This is a genomic window from Dyadobacter endophyticus (assembly GCF_014641595.1).
Taxonomy (GTDB): Bacteria; Bacteroidota; Bacteroidia; order Cytophagales; family Spirosomataceae; genus Dyadobacter; species Dyadobacter endophyticus.
Genome location: NZ_BMIA01000005.1, coordinates 451034 through 467018, shown reverse-complemented (window position 1 = coordinate 467018; position 15985 = coordinate 451034). Strand labels below are relative to the sequence as shown.

Genomic DNA, 15985 nt, shown 5'->3' with positions numbered 1-15985 from the left:
GTATGAGCAACGCTATTCAATACGAATATAAACCCGGGCATTTCATTGCCTCGGCGCCTACGAAATACAACTCCGAAAATCTTCGTACTGAGGAAATGGTGCTCAATATGGGCCCGCAACACCCGTCGACGCACGGCGTATTGCGCCTCGAAGTGGTGACCGACGGCGAGGTGGTGATCGATGTGGTGCCGCATCTGGGGTATCTGCACCGCTGTTTCGAGAAACATGCGGAATCGTTGCCATTCAACCAGATCATCCCTTATGTAGATCGTATGGATTACGTGGCGGCGATGAACTCGGAGCATGCCTATGTGATGGGTGTAGAAAGAATGCTGGGCATTGAAAACGATATTCCCAAACGAATCGAATACATCCGCGTCGTGGTTGCGGAGCTTAACAGGCTGGCTTCCCACTTCGTTGCGCTGGGTACATACGCAATGGACATAGGTGCATATACGCCGTTCCTGTGGATGATGCGCGACCGCGAGCAAATCCTACGCCTGCTCGAATGGACCTGCGGCGCGCGGATGTTGTACAATTACATTTGGATCGGAGGTTTGTTCTACGACCTGCCGGTTGGTTTTGAAGAGCGGTGCGGCGAGTTTATGAAATACCTGAAACCAAAGCTCGTCGAATTGCAGCAATTGGTGGTGGATAACAAGATATTTATCCAAAGAACCGCGAATGTAGGCGTGCTGCCACTGGACGTTGCCATTAACTATGGCTGCACGGGACCAATGCTCCGTGGTTCGGGTTTGAGATATGATTTAAGAAAAGTGGATGGCTACTCGGTTTATCCTGAACTGGATTTTGAAGTACCTATCGGCGAAGGAAAGCTTGGAAAAACAGGCGATTGCTGGGACCGTACCTGGGTACGCGTAGTGGAATGCTGGGAGTCGGTGAAAATGATCGAGCAATGCCTCGTGCAATTGCAGGGAGATCATAAAAGGACCCGCGATTTTGACCCGCAGGCCGTTGTTCCGAAGAAAATCCGGCCGAAAGCGATGGATTTCTATGTGCGTGCTGAAAACCCTAAAGGAGAACTGGGCTTCTATTTCCGTACCGACGGCCGCTCGGATATTCCTGTTCGCTGCAAGGCGCGTGCTTGTTCTTTTAATAACCTTTCGGTAATCGGGGAAATTTCAAAAGGGGCATTACTCGCTGATTTGGTTGCTGTTATTGGTTCCATCGATGTGGTAATGGGAGAGGTCGACAGATAATATAGAGTGGTATATAAAATGAAAAGAGCCGCTCGAAGCGGCTCTTTTCATTTTATCAAACTTTTTAAGCTTCCGCAGCTACACCTACCAGGTCGTGTTTCGCCAAAAACTCAGCGATCTGAACTGCATTGGTGGCAGCGCCTTTACGCAAGTTGTCGGCTACGATCCACAGGTTCAGTGTTTTTGGCTGAGATTCATCGCGACGGATGCGGCCTACGAAAGTTTCGTCTTTGCCGTGCGCTGTCAAAGGCATTGGGTACAATGCATTTTTCGGATCGTCCTGCACGATTACGCCTTCGGTTTCAGCGAGGATCTGACGCACTTCGTCGAGGTCGTATTCATTTTCGAATTCGATGTTAACAGCCTCAGAGTGACCGCCGATCGTCGGGATACGAACGGTTGTTGCGGTTACTGCAATGCTGTCGTCGCTCATGATCTTCTTCGTCTCGTTTGTCATCTTCATTTCCTCTTTGGTATAACCATTATCGAGGAATACGTCGATGTGCGGAAGCACGTTCAGGTCGATCTGGTGCGGGTACACTTTGCCTTTGCTGTGGTCGCCGGCGCGCTCCGAGAACAATTGGTCCACGGCAGCCTTACCGGTCCCTGTTACCGATTGGTAAGTGGAAACAACCACACGTTTGATTTTATATTTTTTGTGCAACGGGTTCAGCACTACCACCATTTGAATGGTAGAGCAGTTCGGGTTTGCAATGATTTTGTCTTCTTTCGTCAATTCGACCGCATTGATTTCGGGAACAACCAGCTTTTTGGTGGGGTCCATACGCCAAGCAGAAGAGTTATCTACCACGGTAATGCCTGCTTCTGCAAATTTAGGTGCAAGGGCAAGAGAAGTGCTACCACCAGCCGAGAAGATCGCAATCTCAGGCTTGGCAGCAATCGCATCCTCGAAGCCGATCACCTTTATCTGTTTACCCTTGAATGTAACTTCCTTACCAACAGACCTTTCAGATGCGACGGCTAATAGCTCCGTCACCGGGAAATTACGCTCTTCGAGCACTTTAAGGATTTCGCCGCCCACCAGACCGGTAGCGCCTACTACTGCGATTTTCATTCTTGCATTAAGATTAAAAATGGATAGAATATGATTTACTCTTTGCAAATGGCGCACGCCGCCCCGCGAAAAGTGCCGCAAATTTACGCAGTTTTTTAGAATGATCGGAAAATTTGCCTGTTTAATGCATTAAAATTCAGGAAGGAACGTCCATAGCCCACATTTCAGACTAGTTTACTAGGCTTTTAAACTTTTGAAATCATACAGCCTTTCGGGGGTGATACAGGCGTCGAGCGGAATATCGAATGCATCAATATCCGCTATTTCATTTACTTCTTCAAAAAGAGAAAGGCCCATTTTGATGCAATCGGGGCGGGTTTGGGGTAGGAATCGATCATAATATCCGCCACCATATCCGAGGCGGTAACCTTTGCGGTCAAACGCAAGGAGGGGGACGAGGACGATGTCGATTTCTTCTGGCCGGATCTTTTCGGAAGTTACCGGATCAGGCTCGGGGATTCGCCATTGATTTATGACCAGATGGGTGAAGGGAGTTATCAGGAAATGCTCCATTTCGCGTGTACCGGGTACGATGTAAGGAGCGGCAATTCGCATTGTCGGGAATGAAATCCGGAATGACTCGATAATGTAGGACGTGTGGATTTCCCGTGACCCGAGTTGCGGAAGAAAGGTATGAAGGGTCTTAAAATGATTGATCAGAACAAATTTTTCAAGATTCTGCGCGATCAGGGCATTTTTTTCGATCAGCCAGCGCTCGTCAGCCTCTTTTCTTTTTTGTAAAAATTCCTTTCGCAACGCAGCCTTTTTCATCGGGTACTCTGGTCTTTTTGGGGATGTAATCGGAGGAAATTTCGCCTTTTTATTCTATTGTTCGTACTTTCACGGTCTGATTTCAAAATCTTTAACTATTGTATAGAATTTAAGACATGAGCAAAATTAAAGTTGACAATCCCGTCGTAGAACTGGATGGCGATGAAATGACCCGCATCATCTGGAAGTTTATCAAGGAAAAACTGATCCTCCCTTATATCGATGTAGATATCAAATACTACGATTTGGGCATCGAGTACCGCGACGAGACGAATGACCAGGTTACCATTGATGCAGCGAACGCTATCAAAGAATACGGCGTGGGTATCAAATGTGCAACGATCACTCCTGATGAAGATCGCGTAAAAGAATTCAACCTGAAACAAATGTGGAAATCGCCTAACGGAACGATCCGTAACATCCTCGATGGTACTGTGTTCCGTGAGCCGATCGTCATGCAGAACGTGCCTCGCCTGGTTACCAACTGGACGGCACCGATTATCGTAGGACGTCACGCATTTGGTGACCAATACCGTGCTACCGATTTCGTTGTGCCTGGAAAAGGTAAGCTGACGATCAAATTCGAAGGCGAGGACGGACAAGTGATCGAGCACGAAGTGTACCAATATAAAGGTGCTGGTGTAGCGATGGCTATGTACAACATCGACGAGTCGATCCGCGGCTTTGCGCGCTCATGCTTCAACGTAGCTTTGGACAAAGGATGGCCTTTGTACCTTTCTACCAAAAACACCATCCTTAAAAAATACGACGGCCGCTTCAAGGATATCTTCCAGGAAGTGTACGAGACTGAATACAAAGGAAAAGTACATTACGAGCACCGTCTGATCGACGACATGGTGGCTTCCGCATTGAAATGGGAAGGTAACTTCGTATGGGCTTGTAAAAACTACGACGGTGACGTTCAGTCGGATACCGTTGCACAAGGTTTCGGTTCACTGGGCCTGATGACCTCAACGCTGGTTACGCCGGATGGCAAAATCATGGAAGCTGAGGCTGCACACGGAACGGTAACCCGCCACTACCGCGAGCACCAGAAAGGCAAACCAACTTCTACAAACCCGATCGCTTCCATCTTCGCTTGGACCCGCGGTTTGGCGTTCCGAGGCAAGCTGGACAACAACCAACCATTGATCGATTTCGCTAACGCTTTGGAAAAAGTATGTATCCAAACTGTTGAAGGTGGACAAATGACCAAGGATTTGGCAATCGGACTGCACGGAAACGATGTGAAACATGGTGAGCACTACCTGTACACAGAAGAGTTCCTGGAAGCTATCGACACCAACTTGAAGGCTGCATTAGCATAATACTTACATTTAGTGGTACAAAGCCATCGGTTTCGCAAGAAGCCGGTGGCTTTTTTTGTGGCAGGTATTATTTTATTATATATTACTTGAAACGCGCTTAACAAACCCGACCTGGTGATCAAGATTTTAACCATAGCAGCCTCGCTTATCGTGCTGACCATGAGTGGTTTGCAGGCAGGTCGCTATGTAACCACGAGTCAGATTACAAGCCAGGACACCGTAGCCATCGCCGACTCCGCCCAAAAGGTGATGCAAAAAGACCTGATTGATGTTCTCAGAAAGTGGAAATCCAAGGACAAGTCGGACTCGGTACGTGTTCCGAAGATCAAATCGGGCAAGCCGATATTTTCTCTCGTACCCGCGGGTGGGTACACGCTCTCGTCCGGGCTTACGGGCTCGCTCAATGCGAATATTGCATTTTATACCAGCAGTCCCAAAACGACCAATATTTCGAGCATTACCACCAATTTCATTTACACTGAGTACAAGCAAATGACCATCCCCGTCCAGGCCAACATCTGGACGCGGCATAATAACTACAACTTTGTGGTAGACTGGCGGTTTTTCAAATATCCGCAGGATACGTACGGGTTGGGTATGGATTCCAAGATTCGAGATGCTACTGGATTGAAATATAAGCATTTACGGTTGCACCAGACAGTGTTGAAAAGGATTGGTAAATCGTTTTTTGTAGGGCTGGGTTTTGCCTATGATAAGAGATGGCAGATCATGCAGTCGGACAAGGAAGAGAAGCTGAACCAGGATATCAAAGAGTATGGATTAGGGAATAAATCGTCGTCAACCGGGCCGCTTTTTACGCTTGCCTACGACAGTCGCACAAATTCGATCAATCCATTAAAAGGGTTTTATACCAATATGCAATTCCGGCCGAACATGAAAGCGTTGGGCAGCACGAACACCTGGCAGGCGGTCGTGATCGATGTCCGCCGCTATTTCAACCTGCCGCGCGGTAGTCAGAACACCCTCGCATTCTGGAATTACAACTGGCTCACCGTCGGCAAGCCGCCGTATCTGGATCTCCCTGCCACCGGCTGGGACCCAACCAATAATATCGGCCGTGGTTATATTCAGGGCCGCTTCCGCAGTACCAATCTGCTCTATTTTGAATCGGAATATCGCTTCGCATTCACTAAGAACGGCCTCTTTGGCGGCGTTATCTTTGCTAATGCACAGAGCGTGTCAGATTGGCCCTCCAAAAGCTTCCGCAAAATCGCTCCTGCGGGAGGGCTGGGTATTCGCATTAAGGTGAATAAGACTTCCGGCGCCAATATTGCGATTGATTATGGGTTCGGACTAGATGGGTCGCGGGGGTTGTTTGTGAATTTGGGGGAGGTGTTTTAGTCTTCTCGCCCTTCCTTCCTATTAGCATCCGCCATTCTGACAATCTTCGGAGAAAATTTCGCCAGTACCGTCACAAGCTCGGACTGCGCCGCAATCACATCCTCGATATTCTTGTAAACCATCGGTGATTCGTCGAGGTCTCCGCCAATGAGTTGAATACCATTGTCTTGTAAAATCTTATTCATCTGGCTGCGCGTCGTGGTAGTGAACGCTTTTGTACGCGACATGACGCGGCCGGCGCCGTGGGAGGCCGAGCTCAGCGATTCAGGATTGGCTTTGCCTCGGATGACGTACCCCGGCTGGCTCATCGAGCCGGGGATAATGCCGAGTTCGTCGGAGCCGGCGGGGGTGGCGCCTTTGCGGTGGACGATTACCCGACGTGCCGAGCTGCCGGTATGCCTTGTCTTTCAACGAGCGGGTCACCTTGGTGGCTTCCCATTCGGGCTGGTCCATGACGCTTTCGTCGTATTTTCGCGCTGTTTCGCCGCCCATGCCGAATTTGGTATTTTCGGTCAGTATCTTTTTCAGGAAATGCGGCTCGCGTCTGAGGTAGTCGGTCGGAATGTCGAAGACCGACATGCACATGCGGCAGGCAATGTCGACGCCTACGGCGTAAGGGATCACCTTGTCGGGTTCGGTGGCGAGGACGCCGCCGATGGGTAATCCGTAACCCTGGTGCGCGTCTGGCATTAATGCGCCAGCGACTGAAATGGGTAAACTAACGGCAGTCTCCATTTGCGCCAATGCGCCTTCTTCAATATGCTCTTTCCCGAAAACTGCATAATCCAGCTTGTTTTCCCGAAGACTGAATGCAGCCCTGGCCTGTGCCGTTTTGTCTTCCGGCACGAGTACCGCTTCCTCGCTTTTCAATACTTCTTTCCCGGCTTCCGTCAGCGCAATTTCAGTACCGGCTTTTCGCAGATCATAGACCGTTTTGGCCAGGTTAGTGACCTTATTCTTCGAAAAAGCATACTTTTTAGGGTCGTTCAGCATTTTGACGAGCATCAGAAAAACCTTCTCTTTCGGATATTTCGCCCGCTCGTGCAGGCCGTTCACGACGCGCAGGAAGGCAGTATGCAGGTTGTCCGGCACATTGGCCAGCAAAATGATTTCTTCTATTGTAATGGGTGTGTCCATGAACAAATATCGTTGAATGTGCCGCTATCTCAAGCAGATCGGGTTTACCGCTTGCTCATTGGTATATCTCCATTAAATCTTTCTTGACATAATACAATACAACTTCTAAAAAAGCAGTACCTTTGCGGGCAATTTGTTGATACAGTTCGCAGTACCTTCTTTAACTTAATTAAAACGTTGCAATGTCCGCAGTAGCAGAGCAAACACGGTTGTTGGCCGACCGCATCAACGCCCTCGAAGAGTCTTCGACGCTGGCGATGACCAAAATGGCCCGTGAACTGGCCGCCCAAGGCCATAAAGTGATCAGTCTGAGCGTTGGTGAGCCAGACTTCAAGACGCCCGCACACATTTGCGAGGCCGCTAAAAAAGCCATCGACGATGGTTTTCACGGTTACTCACCCGTAGCAGGTTACCCTGATCTGCGAAAGGCCATTGCTGACAAGTTAAAGCGCGACAATAATATAGATTGGAAACCGGAAAATATCGTGGTTTCAACCGGTGCGAAACATTCACTGGCGAACGTGATTCAGGTTTTGGTGAACCCGGGTGATGAGGTGGTAATTTTTGCGCCTTATTGGGTGAGCTATTCCGAAATGGTGAAACTCGCGGAAGGCAAGTCGGTGATTGTCGACGGTGCTTTTGAGAACGATTTCAAAGTAACTGCCGCACAATTGGAGGCAGCCATCACGCCACGCACGAAAGTGGTGATGTACGCTTCGCCGAACAACCCGACAGGCGCTGTTTATTCAGAAAAAGAATTGAGAGAAATCGCAGCGGTGCTCGAAAAACACGAAGGTGTGTACGTGCTGGCCGACGAGATCTACGAATACATCAACTTTACCGAGGAAGGCCATTTCAGCATCGGTTCTATCCCTGCACTGAAAGACCGTGTGATCACTGTGAATGGTGTGGCGAAAGGCTATGCTATGACAGGCTGGCGGATCGGTTTCATCGCGGCGGCGAAATGGATCGCCGACGGTGTTGAAAAACTGCAAGGTCAGGTTACATCAGGGACCAACTCTATTGCACAGAAAGCGGCTACGGCTGCATTCAATGGCCCGAAAGAGCCTTCTATCGAAATGGCGAAGGCATACCACCGTCGCCGCGACTTGGTGGTAGGTTTGCTGAAAGACATTCCTGGCTTCAAGGTGAACGTACCGCAAGGAGCGTTCTACGCATTCCCGGATGTGAGCTATTATTTCGGAAAATCGGATGGCGAGACGCTCATCAAAGATTCGGATGATTTCGCGAACTGGATTTTGAACAAATCTTTTGTTTCGACCGTAGCTGGTTCAGGTTTTGGGGCTCCTAATTGCATCCGCATCTCGACAGCAGCTGCCGACGAGGCGCTGGAAGAAGCAGTAAAACGTATCAAGGACGCCGTAGCAACTTTGAAATAGTATTAAAATGAAATCTTAAAAGCCTCATGGGTGTTACCTATGAGGCTTTTGTGTTGTTTTATTTCGCATTAGCACACCTTTTTTTGAACAAATAAGCATAGAGCCCACGGCTTAAAGCTTACAGCCAAACAATGAGCAAATATTATTTTCTGAAAGTTAAAGAAGTAGAAAAGGAAACGGACGAAGCTGCTACCATTCATTTCTGGCATCCGATCAGCGAAGTTGTTCAATATCGCCCGGGTCAGTTCCTGACGTTGTTGCTGCCTTTTGAGGATAAAAAAATCAGAAGATCGTACTCTATGTCGAGTTCTCCCTATACGGACGTCTCGCTGGCGATTACGATCAAGCGGGTGCCTGGCGGTTATGCTTCGAACCTGCTGCTCGACACACTGAAGGAAGGCGATGTACTGGAAACATTGGAGCCAATGGGCCATTTCTTTCCTAAACAGGCGGACGATCAGACGCGACAGGTGGTATTTATCGGTGCCGGAAGTGGCATTACCCCACTGTTTTCTATCTTGAAGTCCGTTCTGATGGTGGAGCCGGAAAGCGAAGTTTTTCTGATCTACGGAAGCCGGAAGGAGGAGAGCATTATTTTCAAAGACAAAATCGTGGCTTTGGAGGCTAAATACGGCAAACGCTTGACAGTTGTGCACACATTAAGTCAGCCAAATGAAGGCTGGGAGGGCGAAACCGGGCGATTGAATAAGAGCCACGTGCTGAAAATCATTGAAAAACTCCCTACGCTGAATAAAAAAGAAGCGGAATACTTTCTGTGCGGGCCCGAGGATATGATGGAAGAAGCGCATCGTGCACTTTCGATACTCGCCGTGCCGGAGAACAAAATCCGGAAAGAGAGTTTTATCACAGCGACTTCTGCTAAACCAGGAGACGTAATAGTGGAACCTGAAGCGGAAGATGACGATTCGCCTAAAACGCGCGAAATCACATTGTTTTACGAGGGTACGGAATATAAGCTGCCCGTAAAACCACACGAAACGGTGCTCGAAGCAGCGCTGAATATGGATATCGATCTGCCGTATTCCTGCCAGGCCGGGATGTGTACCGCGTGTATGGGCCGGTGCACGTCCGGAAAAGTGCAAATGGACGAGGAGGATGCGCTTTCTGAGGCCGAGGTTAATGAAGGGTTTATCCTCACCTGCGTAACGCACCCGATGAGCGAGGATGTGGTGATTGAGGTGGAATAACGCTTTGAATAAATAGACAAAAAAGGGCAGCGGATGAATCGTTGCCCTTTTCATTTATTTATCCTTGGGGTCTTTCTTCGGTGGAAGTGGCGGCTTGGGCGCTGGTGCGGGTTTCGCAGGGAGCGCGGGAACCACTTTTGCTGGCGCGGCCACCGGGGCTGGTGGCGGGGGAGGAGGGGTTCCTGCGCGTCGCATGCGTCCCGATCGGGCTACTCGCACCGGACGCGGAGGCTCATCGATACTCCGCATTTTCCGATAGCTCAGCGTTTCTAATCCGATGTCCTTCCCGAGCTCGCTGATCTTGTAATTTATCTCCTCGATTTCCCGCTGTATTTTTCTCTCCGGTTCTTCGGCTTTCATTGCCTCTTTTGTCGTATTGGAAATCTGATTGTTGAGTTCAGAAATAACCTGCTCCTGGGCTTTGATCTGTTGTTCAAAATCGGCCAACTGCTTGTCCAGCTCTGTATCGCTGAGCTTGGATTCCTTGCCATCCTGGTTAAACAGGACAGACCTCTTTTCCATCAAATCGGATCTTAGTTCTTCTGCACGATGTTTTTTCCATTCAATTTTCTCGATTTCGCGTTCAAATCGTTCGGTTTCAAACCGGTATTTCTCGCGTTCTCGGTGCAATTCCTGCAATCGTATATGATATGGTTTTAATTCTTCATGCATCGCCCGGATTTTTTGGTTGATTTCCCACATCTTCCGATCCAGGGTATCATTGCTCGAATGTTCGAAATCCATTTCAGGCGCTTCCATATCGAGCTCTACATGGGCCATTTCAGCTTCGATATTTTCATGAATCTGCTCGTCAATAGCTATTTCGGCCATTTCCTCCATTTCATGTTCCTTGCGGGTTTCTATTTTCACCGGTTTCCGCTTTTTGATGGTCATGTGTTTGGCGGCTTTCTTTTCTTTGTCTTTTTCAACCTTTTGGGCAACGGCATAAGCGGAAATACCAATCACTAGGCCGATCGCGAAAATCATGGCGGGCAGGCTTGACAGTGTGCGGACAGGTTTAGGATTTAATCCCAAAACACGCTGCACACGGTGCATTAACAGCGGTTTTTTGGATGCGAAAGCCATTGCCAATCCGGGTGTAGCCTGCCATTCGGCTACTTTCACAAGCGCATGCGCCAGGGACATTTTATCGCCGCAAACGGCCAGTGCAATATCGTCGCAGCAATGCTCGCGTTCGGCCCGGACTTTTTCCGACAACCACCAGATGGCCGGATGGAAGAAAAAGATCACTTCCACGAACGATTGCAGCATATTGATCAGGTAGTCGTTCCTGCGAATGTGTGCCAGCTCATGCGCGAGAATAGCTTCGACCTGTGCAGTTGAAAATCCTGAAAGCAAGCCAATCGGGATCAATACGACCGGACTCAATGTGCCGATCACCATGGGTGTTAGTACTTTGGCCGTTTCACGGAACTCGACGGCCTTGGAAATATTCATTTTCGCAGTAATCACCCCGAATCTCGCCCGCCATTCTTTGTCCATCACGATTTTGGCATTAATGCGAAGCCTTTCCGTGAAAATCCAGCCCCCGGCGAAGCGAACGAGGAGAATGCCGGAGCCGATGAGCCAGCAGATAACGAGCTCGTGTAAATGCGCGGTAAGCCACATTTGTACTTTAAATGTAATGGGCAGGTCCCGCGAGACTTCCGCCCATGTGCGGGATGTGGACAATGCGGTATAGCGCGCCAAAGTCTTTACATCGGTAACCGCGCTGGTGGTTTTAGGATAATAGTAAATGAATGTTCCGACAGAGGCAATGACCTGTGTGAAAAGAAAGCCAACGCCTGTCAGGTAACGCGTGTTGGCTGATTTTTTTCTCAAATAATAGAATGCGGCAACAGCAATCAGCATCAGCAGCGTTCCCTGCCAGATGGAGTGGATGAGCGTCCAGCCAAATGCGGAAACGGCCGGATTAGGTAACAGATTTGAGAAGAATTCCATGGCTAATGATTGTTTTCCAGGTTATTTAATAACTCACGAATTTCATTCAGTTCTTCCTTGGAGGTGGTGTGATTCCCCAGTGCCTGCATCACCATCTGAGCCGCAGAGCCTTGAAAAAGGGTTTCAACCATTTTACCTACAAAATTTTGTTGCGTTTCTTCCTTGCCGAGAAGCGCTACGTAAATGTGCGATCGTCCTTGCTCGGTGCGGTATAGCAGCCCTTTGTCATGCATGATCTGCATGAGTTTCAAGGTGGTGGTGTAGCCAACGTCCTTGGTTTCGGAAAGGGCATCATGCACGGAACGGACGGTACTGGGACCTGCCTGCCAGAGGTAGTTCAGAATTTCCAGTTCAGAGTCGGTGGGCTTGATATACATGCTGTTATTTAATTACGATGATCTTCGTACCAAATGTCTACGAAAAAAATCGTACATGCAAGCGTTAACTACGATTTTTTTCGTAATTAACGCTTGTGGCTAGGTAACATATTGTATTTGAGTTGATTAAACACAAAAAAAAGTCCGGCGGGTAGCCGGACTTTGCAATATTGGTGTTACTATTTTCTAAACGTAAGTGTTAAGCATTACCGGCATTACCAGCATGAGGATGTCTTCGTTTTCTTCCTGATCCACCGGAATGATGAGTCCGGCGCGGTTGGGAGCGGAAAGCTCGAACGTGATGGTTTTGCTCGAAAGGTTACCGAGCACTTCAATCAGGAATTTTGCATTGAAACCGATCTCCATATCGTCGCCATTATATTCGCACATCAGGCGCTCGTTGGCTTCGTTCGAATAATCGAGGTCTTCCGCAGAGATTACCAAGTCATTCAGCGCCATTTTCATGCGTACCTGGTGGGTGGTCCGGTTGGAGTAGATTGAAATACGTCGCAGCGAGCTGAGGATCTCCAATCTGCTAATGGTAAGTGTATTCGGATTGTTGGTAGGAATTGCGTTTTCGTAATCCGGGAAACGCTCGTCGATCAGCCGGCAGATCATGCGAATGTTACCAAAGCTGAAAAACGCGTTCGAAGAAGTGAACTCCGCTTTTACCGGAACATCGTCAGACGGCAGACAGCTTTTCAGCAGGTTTAGTGCTTTCCGCTGGATGATCATCGACGTATCGACGTCCGATTTGATGTCGGTACGGCGGTAGCGCACGAGGCGATGACCGTCGGTAGCCACGAAAGTTGCGCTTTCGGCACCCATTTGAACGAAAACCCCCGTCATGGCCGGGCGAAGATCGTCGGTGCTCGTAGCGAACAGTGTATTGGCAATGGCCGATCCCAAGGCAGTGGAAGAGAAATCTACGGACTGGCCGCGGTTCACAACCGGAGTTTTTGGGAAATCGATCGGGTTTTCGCCCGATAGCTTGTAGCGACCATTATCGGAAATAATCTCGGTTCCAAATGTTTCACCATTCACCTGCAAGGTGATCGGTTGCTCGGGTAGGCCGCGGAGGGTGTCGAGCAGCAACTTTGCGGGAATGGCAATGGCGCCTTTTTCGGACGACTCTACTTCAATTTCCGTGATCATTACGGTTTGAAGGTCGGATGCCGTCACGGTCAGGGAATTTCCTTCGAGTGTAAGCAGGAAATTTTCAAGGATTGGCACAATTGGGTTCGTTGAAACGACACCGTTTATAGCGGATAGCTGTTTGAGCAGAACTGATGACGAAACGACAAACTTCATAATTCGTGACGTAAGTGTTTAGTTGATAGATTTATATGCGGAAGATTCCGGAAAAACTTTTTTGTAGGGAACAAAAGTATAAAAAATTACGAAAGTGCCAGCCGCGTTGTCACCCAAATTTTCGGATTCTAAGATAATATCTGATTGCCCCGAAAAGACCGATTAGTATCACAGGTAGCAATAAATTCAGCGCCTGCCAGAACTTCCTGTCCTCCTGTATCTGTATTTTGTCCAAAGCGCGGATTGCGATTTGTTTGCCGCGGGCATTGATCAAACCATTCGCGTCGGTCATGTAATCAAGTGCGTGAAGCACGAAATCCTTGTTGCCGAATGTCTGCTTGGTTACGCGGTCATAGCCGAGTGGCAACGGGGCATTCCTTTTATAGTCATAATCGTTGACAATCAGGTCGCCGTCTGAACAGATGATCACCTTCCCGGCACTACCGCTTGCTTTAAACTTTGCGGCTCGCGGATCACCGGACAGAATGCGGTTTTGAAAGAGCGAATTGAATGATCCTTCGAGCAATACGCCGGCTAGTTTGATGCCCGAGCGGTATTCCGATGGCTGCGGGTCCTTGCGAGCCTCGTTGTAGCCCACGAGCGCAGGCGCATTCACGAGCTGCGTGTAAGGCGAGGTCATCAGCAAAGGTGTTTTGGCAATGTCATTCGCGCCGCCGACAGTGTCGATCGAACTGAGAAATCTTGTGTATACGGCGTTCAGGTTGCGGGTAACAGTATGTTTTCCAAAATTATTCAACAGCGGAAAGAAGCGCCAGGGCATTGGGCGGATCTCAGGGTTATCGCCCACATTACCCACATTCAGCAGGATTTGCGCACAGTTCAGGTCTTTGACAAGATTGGTATTCAATCTGACTCCCCATTTAAAAAACAGATCGCCGAGGTTCAAATCCAAGGGCTGGGCATAATTGCCGTCGAGGCTCACACTGTCCACGCGCGCGCCGTCCACGAAAAACAATGCCTTACCACCTCCAACCACATATTGGTCCAGCTTGTATTTTTCGTCGTCCGAGAAAGCGCTATCGGGTTTCATAATGATCAATGCATCGAGGCCTTCGTAGGATTCCGGATTGTTCATGTCCAGAAATACATCGTAGCTCTGCTGGATTGTAGCAATAATATCGCTCAAACGGGCTGGGGAAATTTTCGTGTGGCTCACCACAAACCCAACTTTCTTGCGTTGCGGATTCGCCAGCACGCGTATCGCGGATGCCAATTCAAACTCGACGCCTTCATAGGACTGGTTCAATTGTTCCTCCGGCGTGCTTGCTTTATTCCCTTTTAATAATTGAACCGGCACGGAAAGCGTATCTGCCTGCACGATCACACCCGGGAAAATGATTTTCTCCGTCCGTTTACCGTCCTCGTTCGCGAACACATTGGTAGGGTTCAAGCCACGGTCGATCAGGTTCATGTATTGTTTCTGGCGTTGCTCTTCGCTGGTGGCGTTAGTGGGGTCGGAATAATTGACGATCAAATGGCCGTTGGCGTACGTTTTAAACTCCTCCAAGGTCTCCCGCGTGGCGCTTTCTAGTCGTTCGAAGCCCGCGGGAAAGTCGCCATTAAGATACACATTCACGATTACATCCTTTTCCAGGCTTCCCAAAAGCTGCTTGGTAGCGTCGGAAATGCTGTACCGCTTATCCTCGGTAAGGTCCCACCTGAAAAAAAACGACGACGCCAGCCAGTTGATCCCGGCCAGGACAACCACAAGCAGTACAAACCGGGTAAGAATTTTTTTCATTAGCACAAAGGCTGATTTCTAAACAAAAATGGACGATTCAGACGAACCGTCCATTCCTGCAAAAATATAAAAAACCGAAAATCAATCGGGTTTTATTGCCCGCACGATCCAGGTTATTTCTTTTTATAGGTACAAGTCGAATTCTCGGCCGCGACGTAATACGATTTATAATTCGTCGCCTTAGGGTCCATACAGCCTTTAAGATTGAGTAATTCGATATTACGGAAATCGATCGGATGACTTTCCGCCTGCAATGCAATGTAGCCGCTGCCCAGCTTGGTATTATCTTTTTTGATCCATTCGGCCTCGTTGCCAACTTTTCCATCCTTAAAAGTATGGTTTTTGCCGACATAACCCCCTCCGATACGCGGATTGGTGTAAACGAGCACCGTATCGCCTCCTATCAAGTGGTAAACGATCGAATCGCCGAGTACAATCGCTTCGGCATCTACCCATTGATCTCCATTGTAGGTTTTGGAAGTAGAGTTAATGCAATGTGCTTCGGCAAGCTTTCCGTCGATATCCACGATGGTTCCGGGTGTACAGAGGTTACCCGTATTACGCTCGCCTGCATTGAGGCCGCCAAGGTATTGCATTTCGAGTGAAATCGGGAAATCCTGGTCGAGCCCAAGGCTTGCAGCTGATTGCGAATGCAGCATAATGCCGCTATTCCGTACATTCCAGGACGCCCCGCCCGGAACCTGGTTGCCCGTGAAGCGGTATTGAAGCCTTATTTTATAGTGGGAATAGGGCTTGTTGTAATACATATGGCCATACTCTGTGGTGAACTTGTCATACTCCTTGTAGTTCACGCGGATCATATTGTCTTCGACCAGAAAGGTATTTTTGTAATTGTCATTCACCTTGTGGCCCGCAATTTTCACGTCCCAGCCGGTAAGGTCCTTGCCGTTGAAGAGGGATTGCCATTCTTCTTTGTCTTTATTGCTTTTCTGAGCGAATGAGGTGAGTGGTATCAATGAGACAAGAAGGCACAGTAAAGTTTTCGAGGTCATAGATTTTGCAGATAAAACCATTTAATCAGCCAAATGGGGTGTTTGTACATCAAATGGAA

General features: G+C 48.7%; 14 protein-coding genes. 5 read left to right on the top strand and 9 right to left on the bottom strand.

Annotation, left to right across the window (positions count from 1 at the left end; translation table 11 throughout):
* Positions 1–2 precede the first annotated feature (2 nt).
* Entirely contained in the window at positions 3–1220 is a 1218-nt protein-coding gene (locus IEY24_RS28920; protein ID WP_188938757.1) for an NADH-quinone oxidoreductase subunit D, read from the top strand.
* 64 nt (positions 1221–1284) lie between these two features.
* Here IEY24_RS28920 and IEY24_RS28915 read toward each other — a convergent pair whose 3' ends face one another.
* Both IEY24_RS28915 and IEY24_RS28910 read right to left on the bottom strand, forming a co-directional pair.
* Positions 1285–2295: an aspartate-semialdehyde dehydrogenase gene (locus IEY24_RS28915; RefSeq protein WP_188938756.1), complete on the bottom strand. Its 1011-nt coding sequence runs from the start codon at positions 2293–2295 to the stop codon at positions 1285–1287.
* 177 nt (positions 2296–2472) lie between these two features.
* Positions 2473–3066: a 5-formyltetrahydrofolate cyclo-ligase gene (locus IEY24_RS28910; protein WP_188938755.1), complete on the bottom strand. Its 594-nt coding sequence runs from the start codon at positions 3064–3066 to the stop codon at positions 2473–2475.
* A gap of 116 nt (positions 3067–3182) precedes the next feature.
* On the opposite strand from IEY24_RS28910, the gene IEY24_RS28905 reads away from it, so the two are divergent.
* On the top strand, positions 3183–4394 hold the full coding sequence (locus IEY24_RS28905; protein ID WP_188938754.1) for an NADP-dependent isocitrate dehydrogenase: 1212 nt from the start codon (positions 3183–3185) through the stop codon (positions 4392–4394).
* 114 nt (positions 4395–4508) lie between these two features.
* Positions 4509–5756, top strand: a complete 1248-nt coding sequence (locus IEY24_RS28900) for a BamA/TamA family outer membrane protein (protein ID WP_229223319.1) — start codon at positions 4509–4511, stop codon at positions 5754–5756.
* On the opposite strand, the gene IEY24_RS33250 is transcribed toward IEY24_RS28900, so the two are convergent.
* On the bottom strand, positions 5753–6127 hold the full coding sequence (locus IEY24_RS33250) for an RtcB family protein (protein ID WP_438821080.1): 375 nt from the start codon (positions 6125–6127) through the stop codon (positions 5753–5755). The genes IEY24_RS28900 and IEY24_RS33250 overlap by 4 nt on opposite strands.
* Positions 6021–6893 carry an RtcB family protein gene (locus IEY24_RS28895; protein WP_438821079.1) on the bottom strand — a complete coding sequence of 291 codons (873 nt, stop codon included), beginning with the start codon at positions 6891–6893 and terminating at the stop codon, positions 6021–6023. Before IEY24_RS28895 ends, IEY24_RS33250 begins: the two co-directional genes overlap by 107 nt.
* Before the next feature lie 182 nt (positions 6894–7075).
* Here IEY24_RS28895 and IEY24_RS28890 point away from each other — a divergent pair, with 182 nt between their 5' ends.
* Together IEY24_RS28890 and IEY24_RS28885 are read left to right on the top strand one after the other, a co-directional pair.
* Positions 7076–8293, top strand: coding sequence for a pyridoxal phosphate-dependent aminotransferase (locus tag IEY24_RS28890; protein WP_188938753.1), 1218 nt, complete (start codon positions 7076–7078; stop codon positions 8291–8293).
* Positions 8294–8424: 131 nt separating this feature from the next.
* A complete protein-coding gene (locus IEY24_RS28885) occupies positions 8425–9501 on the top strand; it encodes a ferredoxin--NADP reductase (protein WP_188938752.1) in 1077 nt (358 codons plus the stop codon).
* A 54-nt stretch (positions 9502–9555) separates the two neighbouring features.
* Here the strand turns inward: IEY24_RS28885 and IEY24_RS28880 are convergent, their stop codons facing one another.
* The 5 genes from IEY24_RS28880 to IEY24_RS28860 all read right to left on the bottom strand — a co-directional run bounded on the left by IEY24_RS28880 (position 9556) and on the right by IEY24_RS28860 (position 15926).
* Positions 9556–11463 (bottom strand): M56 family metallopeptidase, encoded by a 1908-nt coding sequence (locus tag IEY24_RS28880; RefSeq protein WP_188938751.1) that lies wholly within the window; start codon positions 11461–11463, stop codon positions 9556–9558.
* Positions 11464–11465: 2 nt separating this feature from the next.
* Positions 11466–11840, bottom strand: coding sequence for a BlaI/MecI/CopY family transcriptional regulator (locus IEY24_RS28875; protein WP_188938750.1), 375 nt, complete (start codon positions 11838–11840; stop codon positions 11466–11468).
* Between the two features lie 186 nt (positions 11841–12026).
* A complete protein-coding gene (gene dnaN, locus IEY24_RS28870) occupies positions 12027–13151 on the bottom strand; it encodes a DNA polymerase III subunit beta (RefSeq protein WP_188938749.1) in 1125 nt (374 codons plus the stop codon).
* Positions 13152–13260: 109 nt separating this feature from the next.
* Positions 13261–14913, bottom strand: a complete 1653-nt coding sequence (gene gldG, locus IEY24_RS28865; RefSeq protein ID WP_188938748.1) for a gliding motility-associated ABC transporter substrate-binding protein GldG — start codon at positions 14911–14913, stop codon at positions 13261–13263.
* A 113-nt stretch (positions 14914–15026) separates the two neighbouring features.
* Positions 15027–15926: a 3-keto-disaccharide hydrolase gene (locus IEY24_RS28860; RefSeq protein WP_229223318.1), complete on the bottom strand. Its 900-nt coding sequence runs from the start codon at positions 15924–15926 to the stop codon at positions 15027–15029.
* Positions 15927–15985: the final 59 nt, after the last annotated feature.

Bases quoted from the DNA above. Each gene is read 5' to 3' on its own strand.
- gldG (WP_188938748.1), bottom strand. From the start codon at position 14,913: ATGAAAAAAATTCTTACCCGGTTTGTACTGCTTGTGGTTGTCCTGGCC.
- IEY24_RS28895 (WP_438821079.1), bottom strand. From the start codon at position 6,893: ATGGACACACCCATTACAATAGAAGAAATCATTTTGCTGGCCAATGTG.
- IEY24_RS28915 (WP_188938756.1), bottom strand. From the start codon at position 2,295: ATGAAAATCGCAGTAGTAGGCGCTACCGGTCTGGTGGGCGGCGAAATC.
- IEY24_RS28910 (WP_188938755.1), bottom strand. From the start codon at position 3,066: ATGAAAAAGGCTGCGTTGCGAAAGGAATTTTTACAAAAAAGAAAAGAG.
- IEY24_RS28875 (WP_188938750.1), bottom strand. From the start codon at position 11,840: ATGTATATCAAGCCCACCGACTCTGAACTGGAAATTCTGAACTACCTC.
- IEY24_RS28905 (WP_188938754.1), top strand. From the start codon at position 3,183: ATGAGCAAAATTAAAGTTGACAATCCCGTCGTAGAACTGGATGGCGAT.
- IEY24_RS28860 (WP_229223318.1), bottom strand. From the start codon at position 15,926: ATGACCTCGAAAACTTTACTGTGCCTTCTTGTCTCATTGATACCACTC.
- IEY24_RS28890 (WP_188938753.1), top strand. From the start codon at position 7,076: ATGTCCGCAGTAGCAGAGCAAACACGGTTGTTGGCCGACCGCATCAAC.
- IEY24_RS28880 (WP_188938751.1), bottom strand. From the start codon at position 11,463: ATGGAATTCTTCTCAAATCTGTTACCTAATCCGGCCGTTTCCGCATTT.
- dnaN (WP_188938749.1), bottom strand. From the start codon at position 13,151: ATGAAGTTTGTCGTTTCGTCATCAGTTCTGCTCAAACAGCTATCCGCT.
- IEY24_RS28885 (WP_188938752.1), top strand. From the start codon at position 8,425: ATGAGCAAATATTATTTTCTGAAAGTTAAAGAAGTAGAAAAGGAAACG.
- IEY24_RS28920 (WP_188938757.1), top strand. From the start codon at position 3: ATGAGCAACGCTATTCAATACGAATATAAACCCGGGCATTTCATTGCC.